General features: G+C 70.9%; 27 protein-coding genes, 3 tRNA genes and 1 pseudogene. 14 read left to right on the top strand and 17 right to left on the bottom strand.

The window, feature by feature from the left end; all coding sequences use genetic code 11:
- Positions 1 to 65: 65 nt before the first annotated feature.
- Complete coding sequence (locus tag SM447_RS00995; protein WP_474570800.1) at positions 66 to 980, bottom strand: LysR family transcriptional regulator; 915 nt, start codon at positions 978 to 980, stop codon at positions 66 to 68.
- Between the two features lie 111 nt (positions 981 to 1,091).
- Here SM447_RS00995 and SM447_RS00990 point away from each other — a divergent pair, with 111 nt between their 5' ends.
- Together SM447_RS00990 and SM447_RS00985 are read left to right on the top strand one after the other, a co-directional pair.
- Positions 1,092 to 2,048 (top strand): FAD-dependent oxidoreductase, encoded by a 957-nt coding sequence (locus SM447_RS00990; RefSeq protein ID WP_474570799.1) that lies wholly within the window; start codon positions 1,092 to 1,094, stop codon positions 2,046 to 2,048.
- A gap of 118 nt (positions 2,049 to 2,166) precedes the next feature.
- Positions 2,167 to 2,955 carry an HAD family hydrolase gene (locus SM447_RS00985; RefSeq protein ID WP_474570798.1) on the top strand — a complete coding sequence of 263 codons (789 nt, stop codon included), beginning with the start codon at positions 2,167 to 2,169 and terminating at the stop codon, positions 2,953 to 2,955.
- Here the strand turns inward: SM447_RS00985 and SM447_RS00980 are convergent.
- Both SM447_RS00980 and SM447_RS00975 read right to left on the bottom strand, forming a co-directional pair.
- Positions 2,931 to 3,590, bottom strand: a complete 660-nt coding sequence (locus tag SM447_RS00980) for a hypothetical protein (RefSeq protein WP_474570797.1) — start codon at positions 3,588 to 3,590, stop codon at positions 2,931 to 2,933. The two genes, SM447_RS00985 and SM447_RS00980, sit on opposite strands and share 25 nt — an antisense overlap.
- Positions 3,591 to 3,808: 218 nt before the next feature.
- Positions 3,809 to 4,249 carry an NUDIX hydrolase gene (locus tag SM447_RS00975; RefSeq protein ID WP_474570796.1) on the bottom strand — a complete coding sequence of 147 codons (441 nt, stop codon included), beginning with the start codon at positions 4,247 to 4,249 and terminating at the stop codon, positions 3,809 to 3,811.
- Positions 4,250 to 4,393: 144 nt separating this feature from the next.
- On the opposite strand from SM447_RS00975, the gene SM447_RS00970 reads away from it, so the two are divergent.
- A complete protein-coding gene (locus SM447_RS00970) occupies positions 4,394 to 5,284 on the top strand; it encodes a hypothetical protein (protein WP_474570795.1) in 891 nt (296 codons plus the stop codon).
- Here the strand turns inward: SM447_RS00970 and SM447_RS00965 are convergent.
- Positions 5,274 to 5,570 carry a DUF4326 domain-containing protein gene (locus tag SM447_RS00965; RefSeq protein ID WP_474570794.1) on the bottom strand — a complete coding sequence of 99 codons (297 nt, stop codon included), beginning with the start codon at positions 5,568 to 5,570 and terminating at the stop codon, positions 5,274 to 5,276. The genes SM447_RS00970 and SM447_RS00965 overlap by 11 nt on opposite strands.
- A gap of 175 nt (positions 5,571 to 5,745) precedes the next feature.
- Positions 5,746 to 5,821, bottom strand: a tRNA-Lys gene (locus tag SM447_RS00960).
- Positions 5,822 to 6,008: 187 nt separating this feature from the next.
- Here SM447_RS00960 and SM447_RS00955 point away from each other — a divergent pair.
- Together SM447_RS00955 and SM447_RS00950 are read left to right on the top strand one after the other, a co-directional pair.
- The gene (locus SM447_RS00955; RefSeq protein ID WP_474570793.1) at positions 6,009 to 7,271 is read left to right on the top strand and encodes a L,D-transpeptidase; all 1,263 of its coding nucleotides are present in this window, start codon (positions 6,009 to 6,011) and stop codon (positions 7,269 to 7,271) included.
- Positions 7,272 to 7,396: 125 nt separating this feature from the next.
- Entirely contained in the window at positions 7,397 to 8,665 is a 1,269-nt protein-coding gene (locus tag SM447_RS00950; RefSeq protein ID WP_474570792.1) for a L,D-transpeptidase, read from the top strand.
- 104 nt (positions 8,666 to 8,769) lie between these two features.
- Here SM447_RS00950 and SM447_RS00945 read toward each other — a convergent pair.
- Both SM447_RS00945 and orn read right to left on the bottom strand, forming a co-directional pair.
- Positions 8,770 to 8,845 (bottom strand) — tRNA-His (locus SM447_RS00945).
- Positions 8,846 to 8,940: 95 nt separating this feature from the next.
- Positions 8,941 to 9,531 (bottom strand): oligoribonuclease, encoded by a 591-nt coding sequence (gene orn, locus SM447_RS00940; protein ID WP_474570791.1) that lies wholly within the window; start codon positions 9,529 to 9,531, stop codon positions 8,941 to 8,943.
- Positions 9,532 to 9,604: 73 nt separating this feature from the next.
- Between orn and SM447_RS00935 the strand changes: the two genes are divergently transcribed.
- On the top strand, positions 9,605 to 10,900 hold the full coding sequence (locus SM447_RS00935; protein WP_474570790.1) for a glycosyltransferase family 87 protein: 1,296 nt from the start codon (positions 9,605 to 9,607) through the stop codon (positions 10,898 to 10,900).
- 106 nt (positions 10,901 to 11,006) lie between these two features.
- Here SM447_RS00935 and SM447_RS00930 read toward each other — a convergent pair.
- The 3 genes and pseudogenes from SM447_RS00930 to SM447_RS00920 all read right to left on the bottom strand — a co-directional run.
- Positions 11,007 to 11,387, bottom strand: a pseudogene (locus SM447_RS00930) (hypothetical protein); the annotation flags it as partial.
- 694 nt (positions 11,388 to 12,081) lie between these two features.
- On the bottom strand, positions 12,082 to 12,846 hold the full coding sequence (locus SM447_RS00925; protein ID WP_474570789.1) for a YcnI family copper-binding membrane protein: 765 nt from the start codon (positions 12,844 to 12,846) through the stop codon (positions 12,082 to 12,084).
- A 12-nt stretch (positions 12,847 to 12,858) separates the two neighbouring features.
- Positions 12,859 to 14,514 (bottom strand): copper resistance CopC/CopD family protein, encoded by a 1,656-nt coding sequence (locus SM447_RS00920; protein ID WP_474570788.1) that lies wholly within the window; start codon positions 14,512 to 14,514, stop codon positions 12,859 to 12,861.
- A gap of 215 nt (positions 14,515 to 14,729) precedes the next feature.
- Between SM447_RS00920 and SM447_RS00915 the strand changes: the two genes are divergently transcribed.
- From SM447_RS00915 to SM447_RS00900, 4 genes are read left to right on the top strand one after another with little or no spacing between them, the layout of a single operon-like run.
- Positions 14,730 to 15,389 carry a sigma-70 family RNA polymerase sigma factor gene (locus SM447_RS00915; protein WP_474570787.1) on the top strand — a complete coding sequence of 220 codons (660 nt, stop codon included), beginning with the start codon at positions 14,730 to 14,732 and terminating at the stop codon, positions 15,387 to 15,389.
- Entirely contained in the window at positions 15,386 to 15,883 is a 498-nt protein-coding gene (locus tag SM447_RS00910) for a MauE/DoxX family redox-associated membrane protein (RefSeq protein WP_474570786.1), read from the top strand. The genes SM447_RS00915 and SM447_RS00910 overlap by 4 nt, the downstream gene beginning before the upstream one ends.
- Positions 15,876 to 16,592, top strand: a complete 717-nt coding sequence (locus tag SM447_RS00905) for a DsbA family protein (RefSeq protein ID WP_474570785.1) — start codon at positions 15,876 to 15,878, stop codon at positions 16,590 to 16,592. The genes SM447_RS00910 and SM447_RS00905 overlap by 8 nt, the downstream gene beginning before the upstream one ends.
- Complete coding sequence (locus SM447_RS00900; RefSeq protein ID WP_474570784.1) at positions 16,589 to 17,704, top strand: hypothetical protein; 1,116 nt, start codon at positions 16,589 to 16,591, stop codon at positions 17,702 to 17,704. Before SM447_RS00905 ends, SM447_RS00900 begins: the two co-directional genes overlap by 4 nt.
- On the opposite strand, the gene SM447_RS00895 is transcribed toward SM447_RS00900, so the two are convergent.
- From SM447_RS00895 to SM447_RS00880, 4 genes are read right to left on the bottom strand one after another with little or no spacing between them, the layout of a single operon-like run.
- Positions 17,691 to 18,464: an energy-coupling factor ABC transporter ATP-binding protein gene (locus tag SM447_RS00895; RefSeq protein ID WP_474570783.1), complete on the bottom strand. Its 774-nt coding sequence runs from the start codon at positions 18,462 to 18,464 to the stop codon at positions 17,691 to 17,693. The genes SM447_RS00900 and SM447_RS00895 overlap by 14 nt on opposite strands.
- A gap of 7 nt (positions 18,465 to 18,471) precedes the next feature.
- Entirely contained in the window at positions 18,472 to 19,242 is a 771-nt protein-coding gene (cbiQ, locus tag SM447_RS00890) for a cobalt ECF transporter T component CbiQ (protein ID WP_474570782.1), read from the bottom strand.
- Between the two features lie 5 nt (positions 19,243 to 19,247).
- Positions 19,248 to 19,637 (bottom strand): PDGLE domain-containing protein, encoded by a 390-nt coding sequence (locus SM447_RS00885; protein WP_474570781.1) that lies wholly within the window; start codon positions 19,635 to 19,637, stop codon positions 19,248 to 19,250.
- Positions 19,634 to 20,350, bottom strand: coding sequence for an energy-coupling factor ABC transporter permease (locus tag SM447_RS00880; RefSeq protein ID WP_474570780.1), 717 nt, complete (start codon positions 20,348 to 20,350; stop codon positions 19,634 to 19,636). The genes SM447_RS00885 and SM447_RS00880 overlap by 4 nt, the downstream gene beginning before the upstream one ends.
- A gap of 156 nt (positions 20,351 to 20,506) precedes the next feature.
- Here SM447_RS00880 and bcp point away from each other — a divergent pair, with 156 nt between their 5' ends.
- The 3 genes from bcp to SM447_RS00865 all read left to right on the top strand — a co-directional run bounded on the left by bcp (position 20,507) and on the right by SM447_RS00865 (position 21,802).
- A complete protein-coding gene (bcp, locus tag SM447_RS00875; RefSeq protein ID WP_474570779.1) occupies positions 20,507 to 20,983 on the top strand; it encodes a thioredoxin-dependent thiol peroxidase in 477 nt (158 codons plus the stop codon).
- A gap of 90 nt (positions 20,984 to 21,073) precedes the next feature.
- Positions 21,074 to 21,160 (top strand) — tRNA-Leu (locus SM447_RS00870).
- A 93-nt stretch (positions 21,161 to 21,253) separates the two neighbouring features.
- Positions 21,254 to 21,802, top strand: a complete 549-nt coding sequence (locus tag SM447_RS00865) for an N-acetyltransferase family protein (RefSeq protein WP_474570778.1) — start codon at positions 21,254 to 21,256, stop codon at positions 21,800 to 21,802.
- Positions 21,803 to 21,894: 92 nt separating this feature from the next.
- Here SM447_RS00865 and SM447_RS00860 read toward each other — a convergent pair whose 3' ends face one another.
- From SM447_RS00860 to SM447_RS00850, 3 genes are all read right to left on the bottom strand, one after another.
- Positions 21,895 to 22,911: an expansin EXLX1 family cellulose-binding protein gene (locus SM447_RS00860; protein WP_474570777.1), complete on the bottom strand. Its 1,017-nt coding sequence runs from the start codon at positions 22,909 to 22,911 to the stop codon at positions 21,895 to 21,897.
- A 72-nt stretch (positions 22,912 to 22,983) separates the two neighbouring features.
- Positions 22,984 to 23,271, bottom strand: a complete 288-nt coding sequence (locus SM447_RS00855) for a hypothetical protein (RefSeq protein ID WP_474570776.1) — start codon at positions 23,269 to 23,271, stop codon at positions 22,984 to 22,986.
- Positions 23,272 to 23,350: 79 nt separating this feature from the next.
- Positions 23,351 to 24,184: an O-methyltransferase gene (locus SM447_RS00850; RefSeq protein WP_474570775.1), complete on the bottom strand. Its 834-nt coding sequence runs from the start codon at positions 24,182 to 24,184 to the stop codon at positions 23,351 to 23,353.
- A gap of 104 nt (positions 24,185 to 24,288) precedes the next feature.
- Here SM447_RS00850 and SM447_RS00845 point away from each other — a divergent pair, with 104 nt between their 5' ends.
- Positions 24,289 to 25,371 (top strand): LCP family protein, encoded by a 1,083-nt coding sequence (locus tag SM447_RS00845; protein ID WP_474570774.1) that lies wholly within the window; start codon positions 24,289 to 24,291, stop codon positions 25,369 to 25,371.
- Positions 25,372 to 25,543: the final 172 nt, after the last annotated feature.

The following is a 25,543-nucleotide window of genomic DNA, read 5'->3' as shown; positions in this document are numbered from 1 at the left end:
CTCGGGACACGGGCCGGCGGCCCCTGCAGATGATCGTCGTCTGCGCCGCCGGCCCCGCCGGGCGGTCAAGCGCGGCCGACTTCGAGCAGGGCGAGGAAGCGACGGAGCGCCGGGTTGCCGCTGTCCTCTCGCCAGGCCAGGGCGACATCCACGACGGGTGTCGGGGCGGCGAGCCGGCGCAGGCGTACGCCGGGCATCCGTAGCGCGCGGGCTCGGCCGGCCGGAACGGCCGCGATCACGTCTCCCTGTGCCACCGCCCGGAGCAGTTGCTCGTCGTCCGGTTCCTGCCGCACGAGTCGGAAGCCGCCGTCCGGCCAGACCTGCTCGATGGTCCGGTCGAACATGCCGGGGCCGTTCTCCCGTGGCCACATCACGACCGGAAGGTCGACCACGTCGGCGCGGCTGACCCGCCGGCGACCGACGGCCAGGGGATGACCCGCCGGCAGGGCCAGCAGCAGTTCCTCGCTGTCGACGGTGTGACAGGCCAGTGCGGGCTCGTAGACCGGCGGGCGGACGAACGCCACATCGAGCCGACCGGCGAGCAGGCCGGCCACGTTCGGCGCGGTCCAGGCGGTCTCCGGGATCACCTCGACGTCGGGATGGGCGGCCCGGAACCGGGCCACCAGGTCGTCGACCCGGCCGCCACGCGCCGAGCGGGTGTAGGCCAGCCGCAGCCGACCGCCCCGCCCGACCGCCAGATTCCGGATGCGCGCGGTCGCCGCGTCGACGTCGGTGAGCAGCCGGACGGCCTCGTCGGCGACCTGTGCCCCCACCTCCGTCAGGCTGCAGCCTCGACTCGTGCGGTGCACGAGCGGCACGCCGAGTTGGCGCTCGAGGGCACGGATCTGTTGGCTGAGCGCGGGTTGGGCGATGCGCAGCCGGGCGGCTGCCCGGGTGAAGTGCAGTTCCTCGGCGAGCATCGCGAAGTAACGCAGGCGGCGTAGGTCCGACCAGGCACTCGGGGCCGGTGCGTCGGACATGGAGCCCATCATAAGCGCTGCTTATCGCCACCTGGCCGGTTCGTCTTGGACGGCGGGTGGTCGGCACGGCCACGATTCGGAGGCCAGCCGCACGAGTGACGGGAGAAGACGATGACGGTAGCTACGGACGTGGTGGTGGTCGGCGGAGGCATCGTCGGCATGACGGCAGCGGTCACCCTTGCGCAGCGAGGGGCACGGGTGACCGTGCTCTCCGCCGACGACCCGGCGGACACCGTGTCCACCGTGGCCGCGGCGGTCTGGTACCCGACCCACACCGACGAGGACCCGCGGGTGCTGAACTGGGCACGCCAGACGTACACGGAATTGAGCCGCCAAGCGGCCGACGGCGCGCCGGGGGTGGTCGACCGGCCGACCCGGATGCTGCTGCGCGGCCCGTACGTCGGCCCGCCCTGGTGGGCCCAGGCGTGCACGGACGTGGTGGCAGAGCCGGCGGAGACACCGTTCACGGCACTGCTGCGGTTCACCGCGCCGACCGTGGAGATGCCGCCGTACCTGGCCTGGCTTCGGCAGCGGTTGACGACCGCCGGAGGAAGGCTGCTGCGCCGCCGGGTGAATCGGCTCACCGACGCGTTCGACATCGCGCCGACGGTCGTCAACGCCACCGGGCTGGCCGCCGGCCGACTCGCCGCCGACCCGGCCGTGTATCCGGTGCGTGGGCAGCTGGTGCTGGTGGCGAATCCGGGCCTGACCGTGTCGGTCCGCGACGAGGACAACCCGGCCGGGATCACGTACGTGCACCCGCGCCGGCACGACGTGGTTCTCGGCGGCACGTACCAGCCGGGGGTGGGGCACACCGAGCCCGACCCGGACGCCGCCGCGGCGATCCGACGTCGCTGTGTCGCCCTGGTGCCGGAACTCGCCGACGCCCCGGTCCTCGGCGAGCGGATCGGCCTGCGGCCGGCACGCCACGGCGGCCCCCGAATCGAGATCGACCCGGGGTCCCACCCCGGTCGCCGACTGGTGCACGCCTACGGGCACGGCGGAGCAGGCGTCACGCTGTCCTGGGGATGCGCCACCGAAGTCGCGGACCTCGCGCTCGACGGTTGATCACCACTCGACGCCGACCCACCCATCGTGCTGCTCCACATGCTGGTTCCCGATACGCCGCCCGTGATCGCCTCGTCCCTTCTGTGCTTCCGCGGTCGACGTGGGAAAGGATGGACACATGCTGCGATCGCCTCGCGCGCTCCTGTTGGACTTCGGCGGCGTCCTGGCCGACGCTCCGCGACAGCCAGCGGCGCCACCGGATCTGGTGCGTCGACTGTTCGACCTGGCAGGTGGCACGGTGTCGGCCGAGCAGATCGCCGCCGACCTGACCGAGGGCGGCCGGGCCTACGCCCGGTGGCGCGACGACATCGGCCGCTCCGACGATCCGATCGAGCTGCCACACGCACGGGTGTGGGCGGACTTCGTCACCCCGACCTGGCCGGCACCGGCCCGCAGGGCGGTCGAGGAAGCGGCAACGCCGCTGGCGTACGCCTGGGCCTGGCGACCGGAATGGCACGTCCGCCCGGGCATCCCGGAGGCGCTGCGGGCCGCGGCCGATGCGGGTCTGCCGATGGCGGTGGTCAGCAACGCGCTCTGCGGGGCGGCGCATCGGGACTATCTCGCCGCAGCCGGGCTGTCCGACCTGTTCGTGGCCGAGTTCTACAGCGACGAGGCCGGACTCCGCAAACCCAACCCCCGCCTGGCCCGGTTGGCCGCCGACGCCGTCGGCGTACCGATCGAGGACTGCTGGTTCGTCGGCGACAGTGTGCACCGGGACGTGGCCTGCGCCCGTCGGGCCGGTGCCGGTGCCGCCATTCTGATGCGCTCACCCCGCACCGACCGCGAACCGCCCCACCCCGACCTGCGACCGGACGCCCGCATCGAGGACGGCCACGAGCTGCTCGCCTTGCTGGATCCCAGCTCACAGAAAGGGGTCAGAGCCTACCCCGGCCAGTTGGCCAGGTAATCGTCAAATGGAACGTCGTCAGGCCGCTGGCCGCCGATCTCGACGTAACCGTCGATGTCCCGGCCGTACGGTGGACCGACCAGGATCGGCAACTCGTGCGTGGAGTGACGGGCCAGAAACCGCCAGGCCGCCCGGTTGAGCACCGGCTGCCGCGAGTTGGCCGGAGCCTCCGGACCACCATGGTGGAAGAACAACACCCGACCGTCGGCATCGCGCACCGCCTGCCCCAGGCAGAGCCGTTCCCGACAACGAAAACAGGCAAGGTAGCCGACCTTCGACACATCCCAGCCGCTATCCCGATAGGCGGCGAAATCGTCCTCTGGCCAGCCGGCGAGGTAGTCATCGAACTCGATGTCACCAGGCTCGTCGCCGCCAATCATGGCCGGCGGCCCAGGTGGCTCCCACATCTCGTCGTACTCCAACTGAGAGTCGTAGATCACCTGCAACTGGTGACCGACATGCTCAGCGAGAATCTTCCACAACGCCCCCGACATCCGCCGCGACTGACTGTGCTTTGGCGTACTCGGGTGCACGTAGGCGAAGTAAATGATGTCGTCCCACGAGTTACGCACGGGCTTGCCGAGAACGAGCTGGACCCGTCGGCACAGGCAGAACAAGGTGGCGTCTATTCCCACAGTCGTCCCCCGCTCAGCCCGGCACGCCCATGCCACGCGCGCCCGGCATCCACAAGCCCAGCGGCCTTCCGTCCGGAGAACGAAACGCCACCCACATGTTCTGGTAGGCGGCCAGCCGCGCATCGGAGCGGTTGCCCCAAAAGCTCTTGCGGGCAAGCACCTCGACGGGATTGACCGGCGCGGCGCCGACTCCAAGCAAGAATGTTCTGGCCAGCCGCCTACAGCGAGAGCAGGGCCTCCTTGTTGGAGGTGATGAACTCGGTCAGCCCTTCCGGCTTGAGATCCACCGCAGGCAGCCTCTCGATCGTCACTCGATCGAGCTGATAGTCACCACGCGATGGATCATCGAACTCCGGCCCGGTTCGAGCATCCTCCCGCAGCCCAAGTAGCCGACAGACGAAGAAGTGCTGGACAGAAACACCCTCACCAGCCGGGACGGTACACAGGAACACCTGGGCGAACCGGTCGGTCTCGGCACCAAGTTCTTCGTGCAACTCCCGGTGGAGCGCCGCCTCCAGGGAGACGTCCGTCGACTCCACGCCACCACCCGGCGTCGTCCAGTACGGCGCCTGACCGGGCTTGATCCGCTTGATCAGCACGAGGCGGCCTTCCTCGTCCACAAGAATGGCCCGCACCGACCTGCGCACGACCCGACGCACAGCTAACCCCCTACCCACGCCCAACAGGCACTGCCTACAGCGCACCCAATCGGCACCGGTCGCATCGCCCCTGGCTAGCGCCCAGGAGCTTAATATGCGAAGCTATCTATGTAACGAGAAGTGCACAGGTAGCCACACTAAGCGATGCTGGTGGTTCTGTTGGGACAACTTCCGTTGTGGGGACCGAGCGCGAACGATCATCCGTCGTCCAAGCCAGTACTGACACGACCAGCGACACTTCGCCTCTTGATCACCGTGAAGGCGGCACCCAATCCCTCCGCCCGTTACGGGGAGACGGTCTGCGTCGGTGCACTCGGCCTTGACCCGCCCTGGACGCGCTGGACGCGCCTCTACCCGATCCACTTTCGGGAACTCGCTGCCGACAGCAGGTTTCGCAAGTACGACATCGTCCGGCTCCAGGCAATGCCCGCCAAGAAAGACGTACGCCACGAGAGCTGGACGCCGATCGTGGACACCATCACCACCGAGCAGCACCTTGCGAACGAACAATCACGTCGCAATCTCCTCGATCCACTCGTCGAAGACTCCATGTGCCGGCTCAACGAGCAGACCCGCGACGCCCCGAGCCCGCGGTCGATCGCCCTGATCCGCGTCGCCGATGTCTCGTCCATGCAGATCAAGCGCCATCGCGGCTGGTCGGCGGAAGACCGCAGAAAGATAGCGGGCTACCTCAACCAGTTCGACCTGTTGGAGCCGTCCAAGCCCACCCCTCTTCAAGCACCACGATTCACCGGCTCCTACCGCTACCGATGCGCAGACCGCCACTGCCGCGGGCACCAGCAGACACTGTGGGACTGGGAGTTCGTGGCCCTGCAACGTCGCCTGACCCAGCTCACCGACGCGGAGGCCACGGATCAACTCAGAGACAAGTTCCTCACCCAGCTCTGCGCGTCCGACCGCGACGTCGCCTTCTACGTGGGCAACCAGGCGGCACGGCCACAATCCTTCAGCATCGGCGGCGTCTACGCACCCAGACGCCCCACCACTCGATACCGACTACACGTCAACCGATGACCTCGGCCAGCACATCAGCGTGGCAGGCATCCTCAACGCGGCACCAACACGCCAACTGCTTCCCGGCGAGCTCCCGACGCGCCCGCTCGACAAGCGCAGGCTGCCCCACAAGCCACCGCCGATACAGGCGCAACGCCTCAGCCCGATCGTGCTGTCGAAGACTGAACGGATTGGCCCAGGGCGAACGCCGCAACCCGAACCCCTGCCGCCCGACATAGACCGCACCGGACGGCACCACCGGATGGTAGAGATCCCCCTGCACACGAACCCGGGACGGCACCAGCACGCGGCCAGCGTAGCTGCCGACGGCGGGCTCCGACGGCAGCTCATCAGTACACCGCGTCCAGGCAGATGCGGTGCTTCCAACGGCTCCCGAGCACCCAGCGAGCGACCACCCGCCACCGGCGTACGCGAAAAAGGCCCCGACCGGCAGAGTTCTACCAGGTCAGGGCCTTGCTCGTTGGTGCGCCGCCAGGGACTCGAACCCCGAACCCGCGGATTAAGAGTCCGCTGCTCTGCCAGTTGAGCTAGCGGCGCTCGTTGGCAACGGGGAGAACACTAGCACGCACCCTGAACCGGGTTCCAATCCGATCCCCGGGTCCTCCCTTCGGCCGAGCTTTTCGGGCATTTGGCGAGAACCCCTTGCAAAGTGTGGGACCGGGGTGATGCCGGGCGGCAGCGATACGGCACGATGTCCGCCAGGTGCGCGAGGACAGGGGTGGGCATGGGCAGGTTCGCGCGGTCCGGGGCGCTGCTGGGGGCCCTGGGCCTGGTGGCGTCGCTGGCGTTGTCGGGCTGCGGCAAGGAGCGCGCGGCGGCCGAGTTCGTGCCCGGGGAGACGCCCGGGGCGACCGGCGCGCCGACGCCGGGGACACCGGGGGCGCCGGAGGTGCCGAGCGGCCCGCCGTTGGCGGTGAGTCCGGCCGACGGTGCGAAGAACCGGCCGGTGAGCGTGGAGATCGGGGCGAAGCTGCCGGACGGCGGCGAGGTGTCGCAGGTCACGCTGACGACCGAGGACGGCAAGCAGGTCAAGGGCAAGCTGCGCACGGACGGTTCCGCCTGGGTTCCGTCGGCTCCGCTGAAGTGGTCCACCCGCTACACCGCCACCGTCACCGCGAAGGGGTCGGACGGCACGGTCAGCGAGGGGACCAGCACGTTCACCACGATGGCCAAGCCGGGCTCGATGATCACCTCGGGGCTGTACCTGTTCGACGACCGGACGTACGGGGTGGCCATGCCGGTGGTGGCGGAGTTCCACCCGGGCATCCCGGAGAAGGACCGGGCCAAGGTGCAGAAGCGGATGTTCGTGCAGACCGACCCGCCGCAGCCGGGCGCCTGGCACTGGGTGAGCAACGGCACCCAGGCGTACTACCGGGCGCCGGAGTACTGGAAGCCCGGCACCAAGCTGACCGTACGTATCGCGCTGGCCGGCATTCCGCTGAGCAACGGTCGGTACGGCAACGTCGACCGCAACGCCACCGCCAAGATCGGGTCGGCCTTCGAGATGAAGGTCACCAACTCAGACAAGCGGATGCGGGTGTACGAGAACGGGCAGCTGATCAAGACGTTGCCGGTGAGCCTGGGCAAGAAGAAGACCCCCTCCTCCAGCGGCACGCTGGTGGTGATGGAGAAGAAGGAAGCGACCGTCTTCGACACGATGGACGACCCGGATCCGGAGAACCGGTACGTCACGGACATCCAGTTCGCCCAGCGGCTCACCTGGGGTGGCGAGTACATCCACGCGGCACCCTGGTCGGAGCACGTCCAGGGGCGGCAGAATGTCTCCCACGGCTGCGTGAACGTCTCCATGGCGAACGCCCGCTGGCTCTTCCAACGTACGAAGATCGGCGATCCGATCACCATCTCCGGCACCGAGCGCAAGCTGGCGTCGGGTAACGGCTGGACCGCGTGGAACCTGAGCTGGTCGGAGTTCGTCAAAGGCAGTGCGTTGCCGGTTCCGGATGGTGGCGCCGGTCCGGCCCTGTGACCGGACGAAATATGTCACTATCCGGACATCCCGCTCCACGTGTTTCGGTTCACCTTCCGCAACGGGTACGTGAACTGGTGCGTCAGTGATGTGGAGGGGAAGCGGACCACGACTGTGAGGACACCATGCGAGTTCGGGACCAGCGCAACCGGCGGCGGGGGGTGCTCGCCGCGGGAATGCTCGCCGTGGCGTTGGCGCTGACCTCCGCCTGCACCGGCGGCAAGGGCGGCGACAAGGGGCCGGGCTGGCAGGACGGAGCGGACCAGCCGGCCGCCAAGGCGTCGGTGAGCATCAGCGAACCGGCGGCCGAGGCAAAGAACGTGCCCGCCTCGACGGCGATCGTCTTCGCCGCCGAGCAGGCGGAGGATACGAAGGTCGAGCTGACCGACAACGACGGCGAGGCGGTCGAGGGCACCCTCGCCGCCGATGGCCGCAGCTGGCTGCCGTCGAAGGCGTTGACCTACGGCGGGTCGTACACCGCCACTGTCACCGCGACCGGCGACGACGGCATCCCGGTGACCGCGACCAGTGCCTTCACGGTCATGAAGCAACCGGAGAAGCAGGTACGGATCAGCAGCTTCCTCGGCGACGACCAGACGGTGGGCGTGGCCATGCCGCTGATCGTCAAGTTCGGCCGCGCCATCCCCGAGAAGTACCGCGCCGACCTGCAGCGTCGGATGACGGTGACCTCGGAGCCGGCCCAGGAGGGCATCTGGCACTGGGTCAGCCCGACCGAGGTCCGCTACCGGCCGAAGGAGTTCTGGCAGGCGGGCAGCAAGGTGTCCTACCGCGTGCAGGCCGGTGGCCTGCCGCTGGGCGACGGCTGGTACGGCCGGGCCGACCTGACCGTCGACATCACCATCGGGCCGAAGCTGGTCATGACCGTGGACAACCGGACCAAGCGGATGGTCGTCACCCGGGACGGTGAGACGATCAAGACGATCCCGGTGAGCCTGGGCAAGAAGAGCACCCCGTCCTCCAGCGGCACCATGGTGGTGATGGAGAAGCTGCGCAAGACGGTGTTCGACACGTACGCCGAGCTGGGCCCGGACGAGGGTTACCGGACGAAGATCGACTACGCACAGCGGTTGACCTGGGGTGGCGAGTTCATCCACGCCGCGCCGTGGTCGGAGGGGCAGCAGGGCACCACCAACGTGTCGCACGGCTGCGTGAACGTCTCGATGGCCAACGGCGCCTGGCTGTTCAACAACACCAAGGTCGGTGACCCGATCATCGTCAAGGGCACCGAGCGCAAGCTCCAGCTCGGCAACGGCTGGACCGACTGGAACGTCAGTTGGGACGAGTACGTCAAGGGCAGCGCCCTGCCGTACGAGCCGGCGGAGCCCGACGTGGCCGACCCGGACATCGCCCCGAGCGAGACTCCCACCGCCTGAACACACGCGACGGCGGCCCCTCCCTGCTGGTGGGGGCCGCCGTCGTCATCTCCCACCGATGCATGGAACGCGTCAGGCCCCCTCCGTGGAGGGGGCCTGACCGGTGGGGTGACTGATGGGAATTGAACCCACGACAACCGGGACCACAACCCGGTGCTCTGCCAACTGAGCTACAGCCACCATGCCCGCCGCGCCCGGTCGAATGCCCGGGGCGGGTGCGGAGAAATCATACCCCCACCACCGCCGACTCCGTCCAGCGGGTTGCCGGCGGGCGGTCAGAGCTCCGCGGCGATCGCCTTGGCGCTCTCCACGTCGGGCCCGGGCAGAGGGACGAAGATCGTACGCCGGTAGTACTCCAGCTCCCGGATGCTCTCCCGGATGTCGGCCAGGGCCCGGTGCGCCAGGCCCTTCTGCGGCTGGCCGAAGTACACCCGGGGGTACCAGCGGCGACACAGCTCCTTGATCGAGGAGACGTCGATCATGCGGTAGTGCAGGTGCGCGTCGAGGCGGGGCATGTCCCGGGCGATGAAGCCACGGTCGGTGGCGATCGAGTTGCCGCAGAGCGGGGCGGTACGCGGGTCCTTCACGTGGCGGGTGACGTAGTCGAGCACCCGCTCCTCCGCCTCGGCCAGGGTGATGGTGGAGCGACGCACCTCGTCGGTCAGCCCGGACTTGCCGTGCATCGTCCGGACGATCTCGGGCATCGCGTCGAGCGCGGCGTCGTCGGCGTGGATCACCACGTCCACACCCTCACCGAGCACGTTGAGATCGGGGTCGGTGACCAGCGCGGCGACCTCGATCAGCTTGTCGCCGGCAAGGTCGAGCCCGGTCATCTCACAGTCGATCCAGACGAGAAGATCAGCCACCGGGACAGCCTACGCGCAGCCCAAGGCTCGTGGCTGCGCGCCGCCGCCGTCACCGACCGCTAGGGTCTTTCCCGTGCCCGCCGAACCCGCCACACCACCCAGCGTGGACCTCGACGACCCGGCGAGCCGTACGGCTCGCCGGGTGGTGGGAGCGCTGGCGCTGGCGGCGGTGCTCCCGGCCCTCTACCTGCCCGGGACCATCCACAACTTCTTCGACCTGAAGATCTACATGGCGGCGATGGACTGGTGGGCCGCCGGCAACCCGCTCTACGACTACGTGCAGCCGGACCGGGTGCAGGGCGAACTGTATTTCACCTATCCGCCGTTCGCCGCCCTGCTCCTGCTGCCGTTCTCCTGGCTGAAGCTGGGCGCCACGGTGGCGATCTTCACCGGGTTGACCCTGCTCGCCGTGGTGGTCACCACGAAGTGGCTGCTCGACCCGGTGATCCGTCGGCACCGGCTGCCGCACCTGTTCACCCTCGTGGTGGGGGTGCTGCTGGTGCTCGCGGTGGAGAGCACCAGGGAGACCATCACCTTCGGGCAGATCAACATGCTGCTGGTGGTGCTGATCCTGGCCGACCTGCTGTTCGCCGTACCCCGCGACAGTCGCTGGGCGGGCGTGGGCGTGGGCCTGGCGGCGGCGCTGAAGCTGTTCCCGGCCATCTTCGTGATCTACCTGCTGGCCACCCGGCGGTGGCGGGCAGCGGCGGTGGCCACCGCGACGGCGGCCGGGGCGACCCTGCTCGCCGCGGCGGTCGCGCCGGGAGACTCGTGGCGCTTCTGGACGCACGAACTGTGGGCCACCGACCGGGTCGGCCGCACCGACTACACCGGCAACCAGTCGCTGTTCGGGTTGCTCAGCCGGCTCACCGCGCCGGAGGAGCCGAGCCGGCTGGTCTGGCTGCTGCTGGTGGCCGTGGTCGTCGGGTACGGGTTGTGGCGGGCGGTACGGGCGGCGCAGGCGGGGGACGCGCTCACCGGCCTGACCCTGACCGGCCTGGTCGCGGCGCTGATCAGCCCGATCACCTGGACGCACCACATCTACTGGTTCATCCCGGCGGTGGTGATCCTGGCCGACGCGGCGTTGGCCACCGATCCGCGTACCGCCGCGGGGGCACGGCGACGCCGCCGGCTGGTCACCCTCGCTGTCGCCACCTCGGCGATCATCGTGTACGGGGTGGTGTCCTTCTACGACTGGGGAATCGCCCCGTCACCCACCGCCAGCCCGTGGGAGTTCCTGCTGCGCAACGCGTACGTGTGGCTCTGCCTGCTGCTGCTGGTGGTCCTGCCGGTGCGCCCCGGCACCCGGGCACCGCAGCGGCAGCACACAAAGACGGACACTCTTCCCGAGACTCCCATTCACCGGTAATCTCCCCCTAGGGGCACCAAAACCCCAACGGCCACCGATCCCCCGGTGAAGGGCGGCCCTCCGCGTCGGCAGCACGGAGGGCCGCCCGCCGCATGTCCGGGTGGGGTCAGCCGGGCGGGGCCGGGGGACGGAGCGGGTGTTCCGGGGCGGGGAGGTCGGCGAGGCTGGCTGGACGTGGGACGGGACCGATCGCTGGCCGGCTCGTCGTGGCGGTCACCGAGACGAGTTGACGCTCGGGCAGCCGGCGCGGGCCGGGCGGGGCCGGGGTGCCCAGGCCGCTGAGCGAGCTGACCCCGAGCCGTCCGGCGAGCACCGGCACCTGGTCCGGCTCGACCACGAAGACCACCTCGCGCGGGCGCATCGGACGCAGCAGCACCAGCGCGGCGAGGATCACCAGCAACGTCCCGCCGGTCAGCGCACCCCAGGTCACCGGGGCGATCCACCCCGCGCGTAGTTCCGCGCGCAGGTCGAGGGCCACCTCCGCCCCGCCGTCGGGTCGCATCAGCACCAGGCTGAGCCGTTGACCGGTCAACTCCCCGGGGCTCCAGTCCAGCACGCCGTGGCCGGCGCGTACCCAGAACGGCTGCGCTGCGGGCGCGGCCGGGACCGTCGGCGACGTACCGTCCGCCGGGCTGACCTGCTCCAGCCGGACCGGCAGCGGTCCCCGGGTCAGCGCCATCCGCTCGACCACCGCATGTGGGGCCCCGGCCAACCACCGCTGCGCCTCCTCGGCGGGCGCCAGCCCGACGAAGGCCGGCCCGTCCGGGGTGCGGGCGTCCAACCGCAGCCGGACCTGCCCGCCACGGGCGAGGGGCACCTCCTGCCGTACCAGGGCGTCGAGGTCGGTCACCACCACTGCGTGCCCCGAGGTCTGCACGGGCTCGAATCGGGCGGTGAACGCCCCACCGGGGTCCGTGTGGCCGGTCAGCAGCCCGAGCGCGGCGGCACCGAGCAGCGCGGCCGTACCGATGGTCAGCAGCAGCATTCCGGTCAGCGTCCACACGAAACGCATGCGCCCTGTCCCCCTCCGCAGCCAGATACCCGGCCGACCTTACCTACGCCGACCCGTCGATCAGGGGATATCCACGGCACCGACGCCGGAGAGCGACCGGCAACAGGGCGGCGGAAACGAGGCGGGCCCGCCGGGGTTCCCCGGCGGGCCCGTGCGGCGGTGCGGGTCGTCAGGACGTCGGGGTCGCCGTCTCGTCGCCCGGGGTCGTAGCCGCCTCGCGCCGGGTGCGCGCGAAGGCCAGCCCACCGAGGACCAGCCCGCCGAGTCCGGCGAGCAGGCCGGCGACGCCGAGGCCGATCGCCAGCCCGTTGCCGTCGGAGTCGTCGTCGTCCGATGGCGCCGCGGCGGGCGAGTCGGCCGGTGCCGCCGTGGGCGAGTCGGCGGCCGCGGCGGTGAGCGTGAGCACCGGTGCCGGGGTGGCCGGCTCCTCGCCACCGGGCTGCGGCTCCTCGATCCAGCGGACCACGGCACCGTCGGAGTAGGTCTGCAACGCCTTGAAGACCATCTGGTCCACCTCGGGCAGCGGACCCATGGAGACCGGGAACTCCTGGAACGTGCCGGGGGTGATCGCAGCCCCCTCACCGGCGGTCCAGCTGATCTTCGACACCACCTCGGTGATCTCGGTGCCGTGCACCTGCACCGGCGGATCGACCTGCCGCTTCTCCACGGCCACCGTCCAGCCGGGCACCGGCATGGTCGACACCGAGCCGACCGGTGCGTTCTCCGGCAGGAAGATCTCCAGCTTGGTGGTCGACGCGGTGTCGCTCTCGTTCGGCACGCGGAACGCGAACCGGCCGTAGCCGCCCTGGTCTGCCTCTCTCGGGTTGACCGTGACATGCGCCGACGCCGGAGCCACGAAGCCGAACACGGCCGTGGCGACGGCGCCGAGCGTCAGGGCGGCAGCGGTGGCTGCGAAACGCCGGTGTCGGAGCATCAGTGGACCTCTCTATCGGATGGGCACGGTGGCGGTCACCGTGGCCTGGTCGATCTCGGTGGTACGGGCGGTGACCCGCAGCTCCCACTCCCCCGCCGCAGGAAGACTGATCTCTCCGGTGGCGTGGTTGTCGGTGAGCGGCAGCAGCGGCACCTGGATCGGCTCGATCCCGGCCGACGGCAGGGCGACGGTGACCCGCCACTCGGCGACCGGTTGGGGCTGGTTGTCGAGCGTGTACGCGTACAGGTGCACCGAGTTGTTGCCGCGCCGCGCCGGGGACACCTCGATCTGCATGGAGTAGAGCGAGCTGTCGACCCTGGTGTTGAAGTAGGCGCTGTCGGCGGCGGACACGTCGGTGGAGACGCTTCGGGCGGGCGTGGTCTGGACCAGGGTGGCCGACACTCCCAGCACGATCGCGGTGATCGTCAGCTCCGCCCAGATCGCCCGGCGTACCGGGGCGGGTCGGCTGGCCGCGACCCGGGTGCGCACCAGGTGCCGGGAGTAGGCGGCCACCCCGATGACCAGCACGAAGAGCCCGATCTTGGCCAGCACCAGCCGCCCGTACGTGGTGTTCACCAGCGCCGCCGGGGTGGCCACCTCGATCAGCGCCTGGACGGTGCCGGCCAGCAGCAGCGCGGAGACCGCCAGGGCGGCCCACCGCGACCAGATCGGCAGGATCGCACCGAGTTCCCGCTCGTCGGCCCGGGGCAGCAGGAACACGGCGAGCATCACCAGCCCGCCCAGCCAGACCGCCATGCCACCCAGGTGCACCGTGTCGACGAGCACCGACACCGCCGGGGCGGGCGAGGCTGCCGGGTGCCCGGACACCGGCCAGGTCAGCAGCGCACCCACCGCGAGGACGCTCAGGATCACCAGGTCCGTCCGACCCACCGGCCCGGCCAGCAGCGGGCGGAGCAGCAACGCGGTGGCGGCCAGCAGCCCGAGGCGGACCAGATGGGCGGCGCCGAAGGTGCTGCCGAGCACCAGGCCCAACCCCTCGCCGGAGATGTCGAACAGCCCGCCGCCACTGGTGTACGGCACCTGGAGCAGGATCGCCGCCACGGTGGCCAGCGCCACCAGTCCAAGGCCGACCCAGGCCAGCCGGGCCGGCCCGCGTCGGGACAGCCGGCGCGGCCAGAGCAGGGCGAGGACCAGCGCCGGGCCGACGACCAGCAGCAGTCCGGCGTAGCCGACGAACTTGGCGACCTTGACCGCGGTGCCGACCACCGGGTTGGCCCGGCCGTCGTCGCCACTGTCCACCGGCGGCTCGGAGGGCGCACCCACCGAGTAGGTGAACGCGCCGGAGACGGGGTGGCTGTCGGCGGAGATCACCCGGTAGGTGACCAGGTAGGTGCCGTTGCCGCCGCCGGTGTCGACGGCGATGTTGACCACACTGCCGGCGAAGGTGGGTTCGCCCCGGTCCGCGCGGGAACCATCCGGCGCGATGACCCTGATCCGGTCCGGCACCTTCCGCACCGTCTCGCTGAAGGTGAGCACCACTTCGGCGGGCGGGGCCGGTACCACGGCCGAGGCGGCCGGGCTGCTGCTGGAGAGCACGGCGTGGGCGCTGGCCGGGGTGGCCGGGACGAGCAGCAGGGCCACGACGGTGACCAGCAGGCCGGCGGTCGCGGCCAGCCGGGCGAACCGGCGGCGATGGACGGCAGTCATGACGCCCATCGTCGCCGACGACAGCCGTTCCAGGCGAGCCAGGTTCATCGATTGGCACCGATTGCCCATGATCGAGCGCGAGCGCGCGGACACCGGGCCGGAGGTCACAGCCGGATAGTCGGCCGGAACGCCGGAAAAGTTCCCGGAGTGGTGCACCCCATGGAAGGGCCGAAGGACCCTGCTGCTCCGCGCAGCGCGGCGTAACCTGGGTTGTCGTGATCCCCGCCGCGCGCGACACCTCCGCCCCCGCCCACACCGGCGGAGGCCGTGCCGCCGGCCGTCCCGGGCGATCCGCCGGGGCACCACGAACCGGGAACCCGGAGCTCGCCGGCCCGTCGGAGTCGGCCGTCGAGTCGGCCACCCGGTGGGCGTTGGCTGCCCGGGACGGCGACCCGGTCGCCCAGTCCGCCTTCGTGCGCGCCACCCAGGCCGAGGTGTGGCGGTTCGCGGCGGCGCTGGTCGATCCGGACAGCGCCGACGATCTCACCCAGGAGACCTACCTGCGGGCGTTCCGCGCGCTGCCCGCCTTCGAGGGCCGCTCCAGCGCGCGCACCTGGCTGCTCGGCATCGCCCGCCGGGCCTGCGCGGATCACCTGCGCACCGTGGTGCGGCGACGGCGGCTCGATCAACGGCTCACCGCGCACGCGCACACCGACGTGCCGCACCCCGACCCGGCCGCTCAGCTCGGCGCGACGGACCTGGTCCGCCGGTTGGCCGCCGAGCGGCGCGGGGCGTTCGTGCTGACCCAGCTGCTCGGCCTGTCGTACGCCGAGGCCGCCGCGGTGGAGGGGGTGCCGGTGGGCACCGTGCGGTCCCGGGTGGCCCGGGCCCGGGCCGAGCTGCTCGACGCGGTCGGAGAGGCGTTGGCCGGGTGAACAGCAACCTGCGCCGCTGGCGTCCCTGGCTCGGGCTCGCCGTCCGACTCGGCCTGGCCGTCGTCTGGCTGTGGGCCGGCTGGTCGAAGGTCGGTGACCTGGCCGCCTCCGGTCGCGCGGTGAACGCGTACCAGGTCCTGCCGTACGACGTGGCGATGGTGGTCGGCGCGGCGTTGCCCTTCGTGGAGCTGGCGCTGGGCCTGCTGTTGCTGCTCGGCCTGGCCACCCGGCTGGCCGCCGGCTTCTCCGCGGCGCTGCTGCTGGTCTTCATCGCGGGCATCGCCTCGGCGTGGTCGCGCGGACTGGCGATCGACTGCGGCTGTTTCGGGCTGGGCGGCGAACTGCCGGCCGGGGAGACCCCCAGCTACCTCCCGGAGATCCTCCGGGACATCGGCTTCCTGGCGCTGGCCGGGTTTCTGCTGATCTGGCCCCGCACCGCCGTCTCCGCCGACGGCATGCTGACGGGCGAACCGGTGGAGGACGAGGATGAGTAGTCGCAAGGGACGCAAGGACGCGGCCCGGGTGGTCCGGGAACAGCTGAACCGGGAGCGGCGCCGCAAGCGGACGCTGTGGATCTCGGTTGGCGCGGTGCTGGTGCTGGTCATCGCCGGCCTGATCGGCTGGAGCGTCTGGTCGAGCCAGGAGTCCGACGACTTCACCCCGCCGCCGGGAGCCAACGACGCGGGCACCGGCATCGTGGTCGGCTCCGGGCCGGTGACCATCGACATCTACGAGGACTACCTCTGCCCGGCCTGCAAGCAGTTCGAGCAAACCAGCGGCGCCACCATCGAACAGCTGATCGCCGACGGCAAGGTGCGGGTGGTGTACCACCCGGTGGCCTACCTGAACCGCTACTCCAGCACCGAGTACTCGACCCGGTCCTCGGCCGCCTCCGGCTGCGCCGCCGAGGGCGGCCGGTTCACCGAGTTCAGCCGGGCGCTGTTCGAGCGGCAGCCGCCGGAGGGCGGCGCCGGCCTCAGCAACGACGAGATGATCGACATCGGGGCCGAGGCCGGACTGGACCGCGACGCCTTCGGCAGCTGCGTCCGGGATGGGAAGTACCGGCCCTGGACGGCGCACGTCACCGCCGAGGCGAGCCGCGCCAACATCACCGGCACGCCGAGCATCCTGGTCGACGGGCAGCCCGTGCGGGAGTGGACGCCGGAGAACATCACCGCAGCGGTGGAGGCGGCCGGCCGGTGAGCCCGCTCGCCCGGGCCGGGCTGCTGCTCGCCGGTACGGTCACCGCGATCCTCGCCAGCGCCGCCCCCGCCCTCGCACACGGCGCGGACGCGCCCAACGGCACGGACTACCGGGTGACCGTCACCGAGGTCGCTCCGGCCCGCCCGGACCTGACGGTACGGGTCATCGAGGCGGGTGCCCGGCTGGAGCTGACCAACACCGGTGGTACGCCGGTCGAGGTCATCGGTTACTCCGGTGAGCCGTACCTGCGGATCGGCCCGGACGGCGTCTACGAGAACACGCGCTCACCCGCGACCTACCTGAACCGCACGATCGTCGGGGACACCGCCCTGCCGGCCGAGGCCGATCCGGCCGCCGAGCCGCGCTGGCGTCGCGTCGACGGCGGAACGACGGCCCGCTGGCACGACCAGCGGGCCCTGTGGCGCGAGCCGGGACCACCCGCACAGGTCCGCGCCGCCCCCGACCGCGAGCACCGGGTACGCGACTGGGTCATACCGCTGCGCGGCCCGGACGGGCCGGCGGAGATCCACGGCACCCTGGACTGGGTGCCGCCGCCGGACGCGTACACCTGGTGGGTGGTGGCCACCGTCGGCACGCTGGCGGTCGGTGCGCTCGGGGTGCTGCCGGCGGCCTCCGCCCCGGGCCGGCGGGCGCTGGTCGCCCTCGGCGGGCTGCTGGTCGTCGGCGGGGCCGCGGCGGTCGTGCTCGCCCTCGGTCGGACGCTGGACGCCGGGGCGCAGGGACCGGGTGGCGTGCTGGCGGGTCTGCTCACCGGGCCGGTGTGGGCCCTGCTGACCGGTCTGGCGGCGATCGCCGCCGGAGCGCACACGATGGTCGGCCGGAGGTCACCCGTCAGCACGGATGAGCGGGCCTCGGCCGCCCGTTCGCACGCCGACTTCGTGGTGGCCCTGGCGGGCGTCTGCCTGGCCCTGTTCGCCGGGGTGGTCAACACCGCCGGGTTCGCCCGTGCCGTGCTGCCGGTGCCGTGGCCGCCCACGATCGCCCGGATGCTGGTCGTCGTCGTGCTGGTCGCCGGTGCCGGTGCGCTAGCCGCCGCGTTGCTGCGTCTGCACGCCGCCGGCCGCCAGGCGGCACCGGTCACTCCTCGTTGACCTGGGTACGCCCTCCGGTGGGGCGGAACGGGTAGGGCAGTTCGAGGCGGTGCCGGGCGAGCAGTTCCTCGTCGTCGAACAGCTCGGGCGTCGGCCCGTCGGCCACGATCCGCCCGCCGTCGAGGATGACCGAACGGTCGCAGAGTTCGAACGCGTACGGCAGGTCGTGGGTGACCATCAGCAGGGTCACCGGCAGGGTGCGCAGGATGCCGGCGAGTTCCCGGCGCGCCGCCGGGTCGAGGTTCGACGACGGCTCGTCGAGCACCAGGATCTCCGGGCGCATCGCGAGCACGGTGGCCACCGCCACCCGGCGCCGCTGCCCGAAGGAGAGATGGTGCGGTGCCCGGTCGCGATGCTCGGACATGCCCACCGCGGCCAGCGCCTCGTCCACCCGGGCCGCCAGCTCCGGCCCGCGCAACCCGAGGTTGGCCGGACCGAACGCCACGTCCTCCGCGACGGTGGGCAGGAAGAGCTGGTCGTCCGGATCCTGGAAGACGATGCCCACCCGCCGGCGGATCTCCGCCAGCGTCGCCCGGTCCCGGCCGACGGCGAGGCCGCCGACCGCGATCTGACCCTCCGTCGGCGTCAGGATGCCGTTGAGGTGCAGCACCAGCGTGGTCTTGCCGGCACCGTTCGGACCGAGCAGCGCGACCCGCTCGCCCCGCGCCACCGTCAGATCGACACCGTGCAGTGCGAGGTGACCGTCCGGGTAGGCGTACCGGACGCCGCGAACTTCCAGGCTGAGCGGGGTGGACTGCACGGTTCGATCATGTCAGGACGGCTGCGGTGGCGGCGACGGTCCCGGCCAGGACCGGTACGGTGGCCGCGATCAGCCAATGCCCGGCCGTCGCCGCCGCCGCACCCTGCCACGTCGTGGGCATCCGACCGGTGTACCCACGCGACAGCATCGCCAGATACACCCGCTCGCCGCGCTCGAAGGCGCGCAGGAACAGCGCGCCGATGCCGGCGGCGAAGCCGCGCAGCTGCCACAGGAACCGCGGGTCGTCACCGCGCGAGATCCGGGCGAGGCGCATCCGCTGGGCCTCGCCGACCAGCACGTCGAGGTAGCGCAGCATGAAGGTGGCGATCTGGGTGAGGATCTGCGGGCAGCGCAGCCGGTCCAGCCCGACGATCAGGTCACGGGTGGAGGTGGTGGCCGCCAGCAGCAGCGACGCCCACACGCCCAGGGTGCCCTTGGCGATGATGTTCCACGCACCGTAGAGACCGTCGACCGACAGGCTCAGCCCCGCCACGTCCATCCGCTCGCCCGCGCCGAGAAACGGCAGCGCGAAGGCGAACAGCACGAACGGCAGCTCGATGGTCGACCGCAGGAGCAGCCAGCGGGCGTTCACCCGGGCCAGCGCCGCGACGGCCGCGACCAACAGGGCGTACGCGCCGAAGGCCCAGAGCGCCTCCCGGGGCGTGGCGACCACGGCGATGGTGAACGCCACCATCGCCGCGATCTTGACCTCCGGCGGCAGGCGGTGCACCGGCGAGTCGACCTCCCGGTACAGCACGTGGGCGTGGCCCGCCCCCACGTCGGCTATCCCCCGCTCGTGGTGGCCGGGTCGTCGGTGCGCTCGGCCCCGCCCGCCGCCGCCGACGCCGGGTCACGACGGCGGACCAGCCAGAACACGCCACCGGCCACGGCGAAGGTCAGCAGTACGCCCAGCACCCCGGACAGTCCGGTGGAGAGGAAGTCGTTGTCGATGCCGGCGATGCCGTAGTCGGCCAGCGGCCCGCCGATCTCGTGCTCCTTCTCCTGCTGAGCAGGGCAGCTACCGCCGGTGATCTCACCGTCGGCGTCGAAGGTGCAGCCCTCCCGCAACGACGAGTCCAGCCCGTCCGGGTGCGACGAGGCGAAGTTGCTGACCACACCGGCCAGCAGCAGGGCGACGAGGAGGCCGCCGACGATGAAACTCCACTTCCTCACCGGACACCTCCAGCGGTCGTCACGGCCGCCGGCGCGGCCGGCTTCAGGGCGCGCAGCGCGTACACCAGGTCGGGCCGGACCTTCGCCACGGTGACCACCGTGGTGGCGGTGATCAGCCCTTCGCCGATGCCGATGAACAGGTGGGAAACCGCCATGGTGCCGGCCAGCCCGGCCAGGTTGCCGCCGAGGTCGGTGGTGCCACCGAGCTGGTACTGCAACACGAAGCCCATCGCCGCGACGACGACGCTGACGAGTGCCGAGACGAAGGCGGCGACCGCCAGCCCGGTCGGGGTGCGCGGCAGCACCCGGACCAGCAGCGCGATCAACAGGTACGCCACCGCGATGCCGATGATCGCCATGTTGGTGATGTTGAGTCCGAGCATGGCCACCCCGCCGTCGCCGAAGACGAGGGCCTGCACCACCAGCACCACGGCCACGCAGAGAGCGCCGACCCAGGGGCCGACCAGCATCGCGGCGAGCGCACCGCCGAGCAGGTGGCCACTCACCCCGGCGCTGAAGATCGGAAAGTTGAGCATCTGCACGGCGAAGATGAACGCGGCGACGAGACCGGCCATCGGCGCCAGCCGGTCGTCCAGGTCCTGCCGACCACGGATGACGCAGTACGCCATCGCCGCCAGCGCGATCGCCGCGAAGACCGCAGCGACGGGACCGTTGATGATCCCGTTCGAGATGTGCATCGCCAGGGCTTCCACGTGACCTCCCACGTGTCGACGGACCCGTGCCCGCCGGCAGGGGTGAGCGTATTTCCCACACCAGGCTGTTGCAAATAGCTGGCAACAGCGCCGACGTCGACCCGTACGCCGCGCCGTGCCGGCCGGCACCACCCCGGGCGACGGTAGGGTCTTGCCATGACCGCACCCGCTCGCCTCTCCCCCGGTGACCCGGCGCCCGAGTTCAGCCTGCCCACCGACACCGGCGGGCAGCTCGCCCTGACCGACCTGCGCGGCCGCAAGGTCGTCCTGTACGCCTACCCCGCCGCGATGACTCCCGGCTGCACCAAGCAGGCCTGTGACTTCCGCGACTCGTTGGCGTCGCTGCAGGCCGCCGGGTACGAGGTGGTGGGCATCTCACCGGACAAGCCGGAGAAGCTGGCGAAGTTCCGTGAGCGCGACGCGATCACCTTTCCGCTGGTAGCCGACACCGACAAGGCGGTGCTCACGGCCTACGGCGCGTACGGCGAGAAGCAGATGTACGGCCGTACCGTCACCGGGGTCATCCGCTCCACCTTCGTCATCGACGAGGAGGGTCGGATCGAGCGGGCGCTCTACAACGTCAAGGCCACCGGCCACGTCGCCAAGCTGCGCCGGGATCTCGGCCTGGACTGAGTCGTCGTACCGTCCGCTCGGCACCGCACCTCATCCTGAGGGAGGCCGGGCTCGACACGGCCAAGGGTCGCTCTAGAATCACTCAGGCCAGCGGGAGTGGCGGAATCGGCAGACGCGATAGGTTTAGGTCCTATTGTCCGAAAGGACGTGGGGGTTCAAGTCCCCCCTTCCGCACCAGTAAACGCTTTCCCCTCGAGAGTAGATCGAAGCGCTGTCGGGCTCGTCACCATCGCGGGCGGTGATGACGACTGGCGGGTCAGGATGAGCGGCGTGAGTCTGCGCTTCGTCCTCGACCCCGAACTGACCGGTGAGCTGCGCGAACAAATCGTCGCGCTCTGGGTCGACGTGACGAACGCCGGCGGTGCGGTCGGGTTCGTGGCACCGGTCACCGCCGACGAGGTCCATACCATCGCCGACCCGACGCTGGCCGGCATCGCCGACGGACCGGACCGGTTGCTGCTCGGCTACGACGGTGACCGGCTCGTCGCCATGGCGATCTTCACCGATCCCCGGTTCCACCTGAAGACACACCTGCGGGTGCTCACCCGGGTGATGGTGCACCCCGACACGCAGGGACGTGGCTTCGGCGAGGCGTTGATGCGCGAGGCCGAACGGGTGGCCCGCAACCTCGGGCTGGCGGCGCTGCACGTGACGGTCCGCGACGGGCTCGGCCTCGACCGGTTCTACCGGCGGCTCGGGTACCGGGAGGTGGGTCGTTGGCCCGGGGCGCTGCGCGTCGCCCCCGGCGACGACCGCGACGAGGTCCTGATGTGGCTCGGCCTGACCGGGCACCGGCCCGGTCACCCGGCCACGGGCTGACCGGCCCGGACAGATTGCTCCCGCAGCCGGTCAGGGCCCGGTCAGCCGCCGGCCGGTCGCGGCCCGGTCAGCCGCAACCGTCGAGAACTCGGTCAGCCGCAGCGGGGTGACGGCTCGGCGAGCGGCGGCTGTGCGAACGCGTCGACGGCGGCCGGCTCGACCGACGCGGTCGCGTCGACAGCCACCGCAGTCGACGGCGTCGGTCGGGCCGAGGAACGGGTCGACGCGCTGGCGGACGGCTTCGGACGCGCCGACGGTGTGCCGGTGAACGTGACCGAGCCGCTGGAGCCGCCGCCCCCGTACATCCGGACCGAGCTGCGCTGCACCTGGCCGGGTGCCATCCTGATGCCGGTGGCGGTGACCCGGTGGCCCCGGGTGTCGGTGACCCGGATCTGGTACGGGCCGGACCCGGCGCCGGAGTCGATCAGCCAGTAGTTGTAGCTCTCCCGCGCGGCCGCCCGCCACTGACCCGAGCTGCCCTGCCGGACCTCGACGGAGCGCAGCGGGTTGCCGTGACCGGCGACCAGCACCGCGAACCACCACTGTGACGCGCCTTCCTTGATCCGAAAGGTGAGCGGGCCGGACAGCGGCGGGTCGGCCACCATGCGATAGCTGACGCTGACGATTCCCTGCACCGGATCGGCGATCCGGGCGAAGGCCTCCCGGGACAGGTCGATGTGGCCGGCGGCGCACTCCGGGCACTGGTCCATCACGATGACCCGGACCGTGCCCTTCGGCCCGGTCACGTCGAGGTACCCGCCGCAGGCAGCGGCGTCGGCGTACTCATCGGGGCCGAGCGCGACGTAGAGCCGGTCTGCGGGAGCGGCGGGATAGGAGCAGTTGCCACCCGCACCCTTCGAGTCGTAGAAGGTCGCCTTTCCCTTGTGGAGGGTGCCGGCGGCGGGCGGGGCGAGCAACGCGTTGGCGGCCGGCAGCGCGACCCCGGCACGGACCGGTGCGGCGCACGCGGGCGCGGCACCGGAACGGAGGGCGAGGCTGAGCCCGACCACCGTGGCGAGTGTGGCCACGGCCCCACCAGCCAGCCAACGACGCAGCTGAGAACGCTGAGCCGGGGCCTGGCCGGCGGGGCCGTCGGTTCCGTCGGTCACGTGGAGACATGCTGCCCGACCGCCGAGCGCCCGGACAAGCGAGCTAAGCGAAAGCTAAGACGAGATCCATTTCTACCCCCTGGCGGTGGTCAGCCGGCGCAGCGGCTCCACGGCGTCCGGGTGGCTGCGCAGCGCGTCCTCGAATCTGACCCGCCACACGCCGGCCTCGACCAGTTCGCGGCCCTCCTGGGGAGCCGAGCGCAGCCGGTCCCGCGTCTCGCGCAGCGACGGCGTCACCCCCTCGCCCAGCACTCGCTCCAGCTCACCGGCGATTCTGGCGAACCGCTCGTCGTCGGGCACCGCCCCGACCAACGTCCGGGCCGCGTCCCACGCCACCCGAGGATGATGGATCACCGACATCTCAGACTCCTTGGTCGAGGTCCCTCAGTCCATCATCGATCCGCCGGGCGACCGGCGGCAAGGGCTTCACCTGGACCGGCTACCACGCCACGCCGATGCCGTCGCCCGGGTACCAGTGATTCGCCGGGGTCTCCCGGTAGGCGAGAAACCGCCGGCCGGTGCGCTCGGCGTGATCGGCCAGCACATTGGTGTGGGTGACGTTGTCGGTGAGCAGCATCGCGCCCGGGGCCAGCTTCGGCTCGACGGCGTCGAACTCGCGCCGCTCGTAGGCGCGGCTGTGGTCGCTGTCGTGCAGGAACAGGTCGACCGGCTGGTCCAGTGCGGTGATCGACTCGACCGAGTCACCGATGACCAGGTCGATCACTTCCGACCATGGTGCGGTGCGGGCGAGATAGCCGGCCTCGGGGTTGATGTCGATGGAGCTGACCCGACCGGGATGCCCGTCCGCGGCGTTGCGCAGCAGCGCTGCGGCCAGCACACAACTGCCCAGCCCCTTGTCGACGCCGGTTTCCACGATGTGCTTCGGTCGCCGGGCCCGGACGATCGCGTACCAGCCGATGCGCCGGGCGTAGCGGACCTGCCTGTCGGCCAGGCCGCGACGCGCGGCCCCGGCGATGGCCGAGCTGATGTGCTGCCGCAACGCGTCGTCCGACTCGATCTCCTTGAGATATCCGCGAACCTGCTTGACCGGCAACTCGCAGACAACGCTGACGAACCAGGCGAGGTGGCTGCGACTGAGCTTGGTCAGCTCGTACGTGTAGTTGTGATGCTCCCGCGAGGCGACCAGCCAGCGGGCCGAGGTGCGCAGCACCTTGGCATCGTGCCGGGCCACGGCGACCAGGCGTTTCGGAAAGGCGGCGACGGGGGCGAGGCGGGTACGCGCGATCGCCCGACGCAGCTTGACGGCGTCCACCGCTGCGTTCTACCAGACGAAGGAGTACGCCGAGATAACAATGCCCGCTCCGGGACGCCGGACGGGGCCCACACCGGAAACATGAAGTCAGTAGCATCTCCGCCATGTCGAGTGGAGAGCAGGCGGGGACCATCTCCCCGGACGAGACCCTGCCGGCGGGGGACACCGACGGCTCGGAGCGCACCGCCGACGCGCCGGCCGGAAAGCCACGTCGACGATGGCTGCGGATCACGCTGATCGTCGTTCTGGTGCTGTCACTGATCGGCGTCGGTGCCGTGGTGGCCAGCGGCCTTTACCTCAAGTCCGTCGAGTCCGACATCGAGCGGGTCGACGCGTTCGACGGCGTACCGGAGGAGAGTCGGCCCGAGGTCGTGGCCAAGGGCGCGATGAACATCCTCATCCTGGGCAGCGACTCCCGCGATCCGGACAGCACCGGTGGCTCGCGGGCGGACACCATCATCCTGGCGCACGTACCGAAGGACCGCTCGAGCGCGCAGCTCATCTCCATCCCCCGGGACACGTGGGTCCCGGTGCCCCGGTCCAAGGAGGGCCGCGGCGGCCGCGATGCGAAGATCAACGCAGCCTACGCCTGGGGCGGTGTGCCGTTGATGGTGCAGGCCGTGGAGCAGTTCACCAAGGTACGCATCGACCACGTGGTGATGGTCGACTTCGCCGGGTTCAAGGAAATCGTCGACGCTCTCGGCGGCGTCGAGATCACCGTCGAGAAGGGCTTCACCTCACGGCACTCGCTCACTCCTAACGGGCGACGTGAGTTCGTCGCCGGTAAGCAGACGATGGATGGTGCCGCGGCGCTCGACTATGCCCGCGAACGGTACGCGTTCGCCGACGGCGACTTCACCCGGATCAAGCATCAGCAGCAGGTCATCAAGGCCATTCTCGACAAAGCCGCCTCCGGTGGCACACTGGCCAGCCCCACCAAGCTGAACTCCTTCGTCCGCGCCACGGCGGACGCGGTGGCGGTCGACGAGTCGATGTCCCTGTTGGACACCGGCATGGAACTGCGCCACCTACGGGGCGGCAACCTCGACTTCTACACCTGCCCCACGAAGGGCACGGGTCGGATCGGGACCGAGAGTGTCGTTCTCGCCGACAAGGCCAAGGCGGACCGGCTCTTTGACGCGGTTCGACGTGACGCGGTGCCAGACATCCAGTCCGCCGCAAAGTAGGAAGACGGACCGGGCTTTCCTACTATGGCGGTCAATCTCACCCGGCCGTATCCTGCGGTCGCCCTTTGAGTCTTTGTCGCGCGGCCAAGGGTTCCACGGGGGGAGCGCCAACCATGACCAGCCAACCGACGATGAGCCATTCCGCGCCCGCCGGACGCGCGGGCGGGCGGGC

The sequence above is a fragment of the Micromonospora aridisoli genome, from assembly GCF_056150025.1.
The sequence above is the reverse complement of the archived record's forward strand: the minus strand, read 5'-3'. Positions and strand labels throughout refer to the sequence as shown.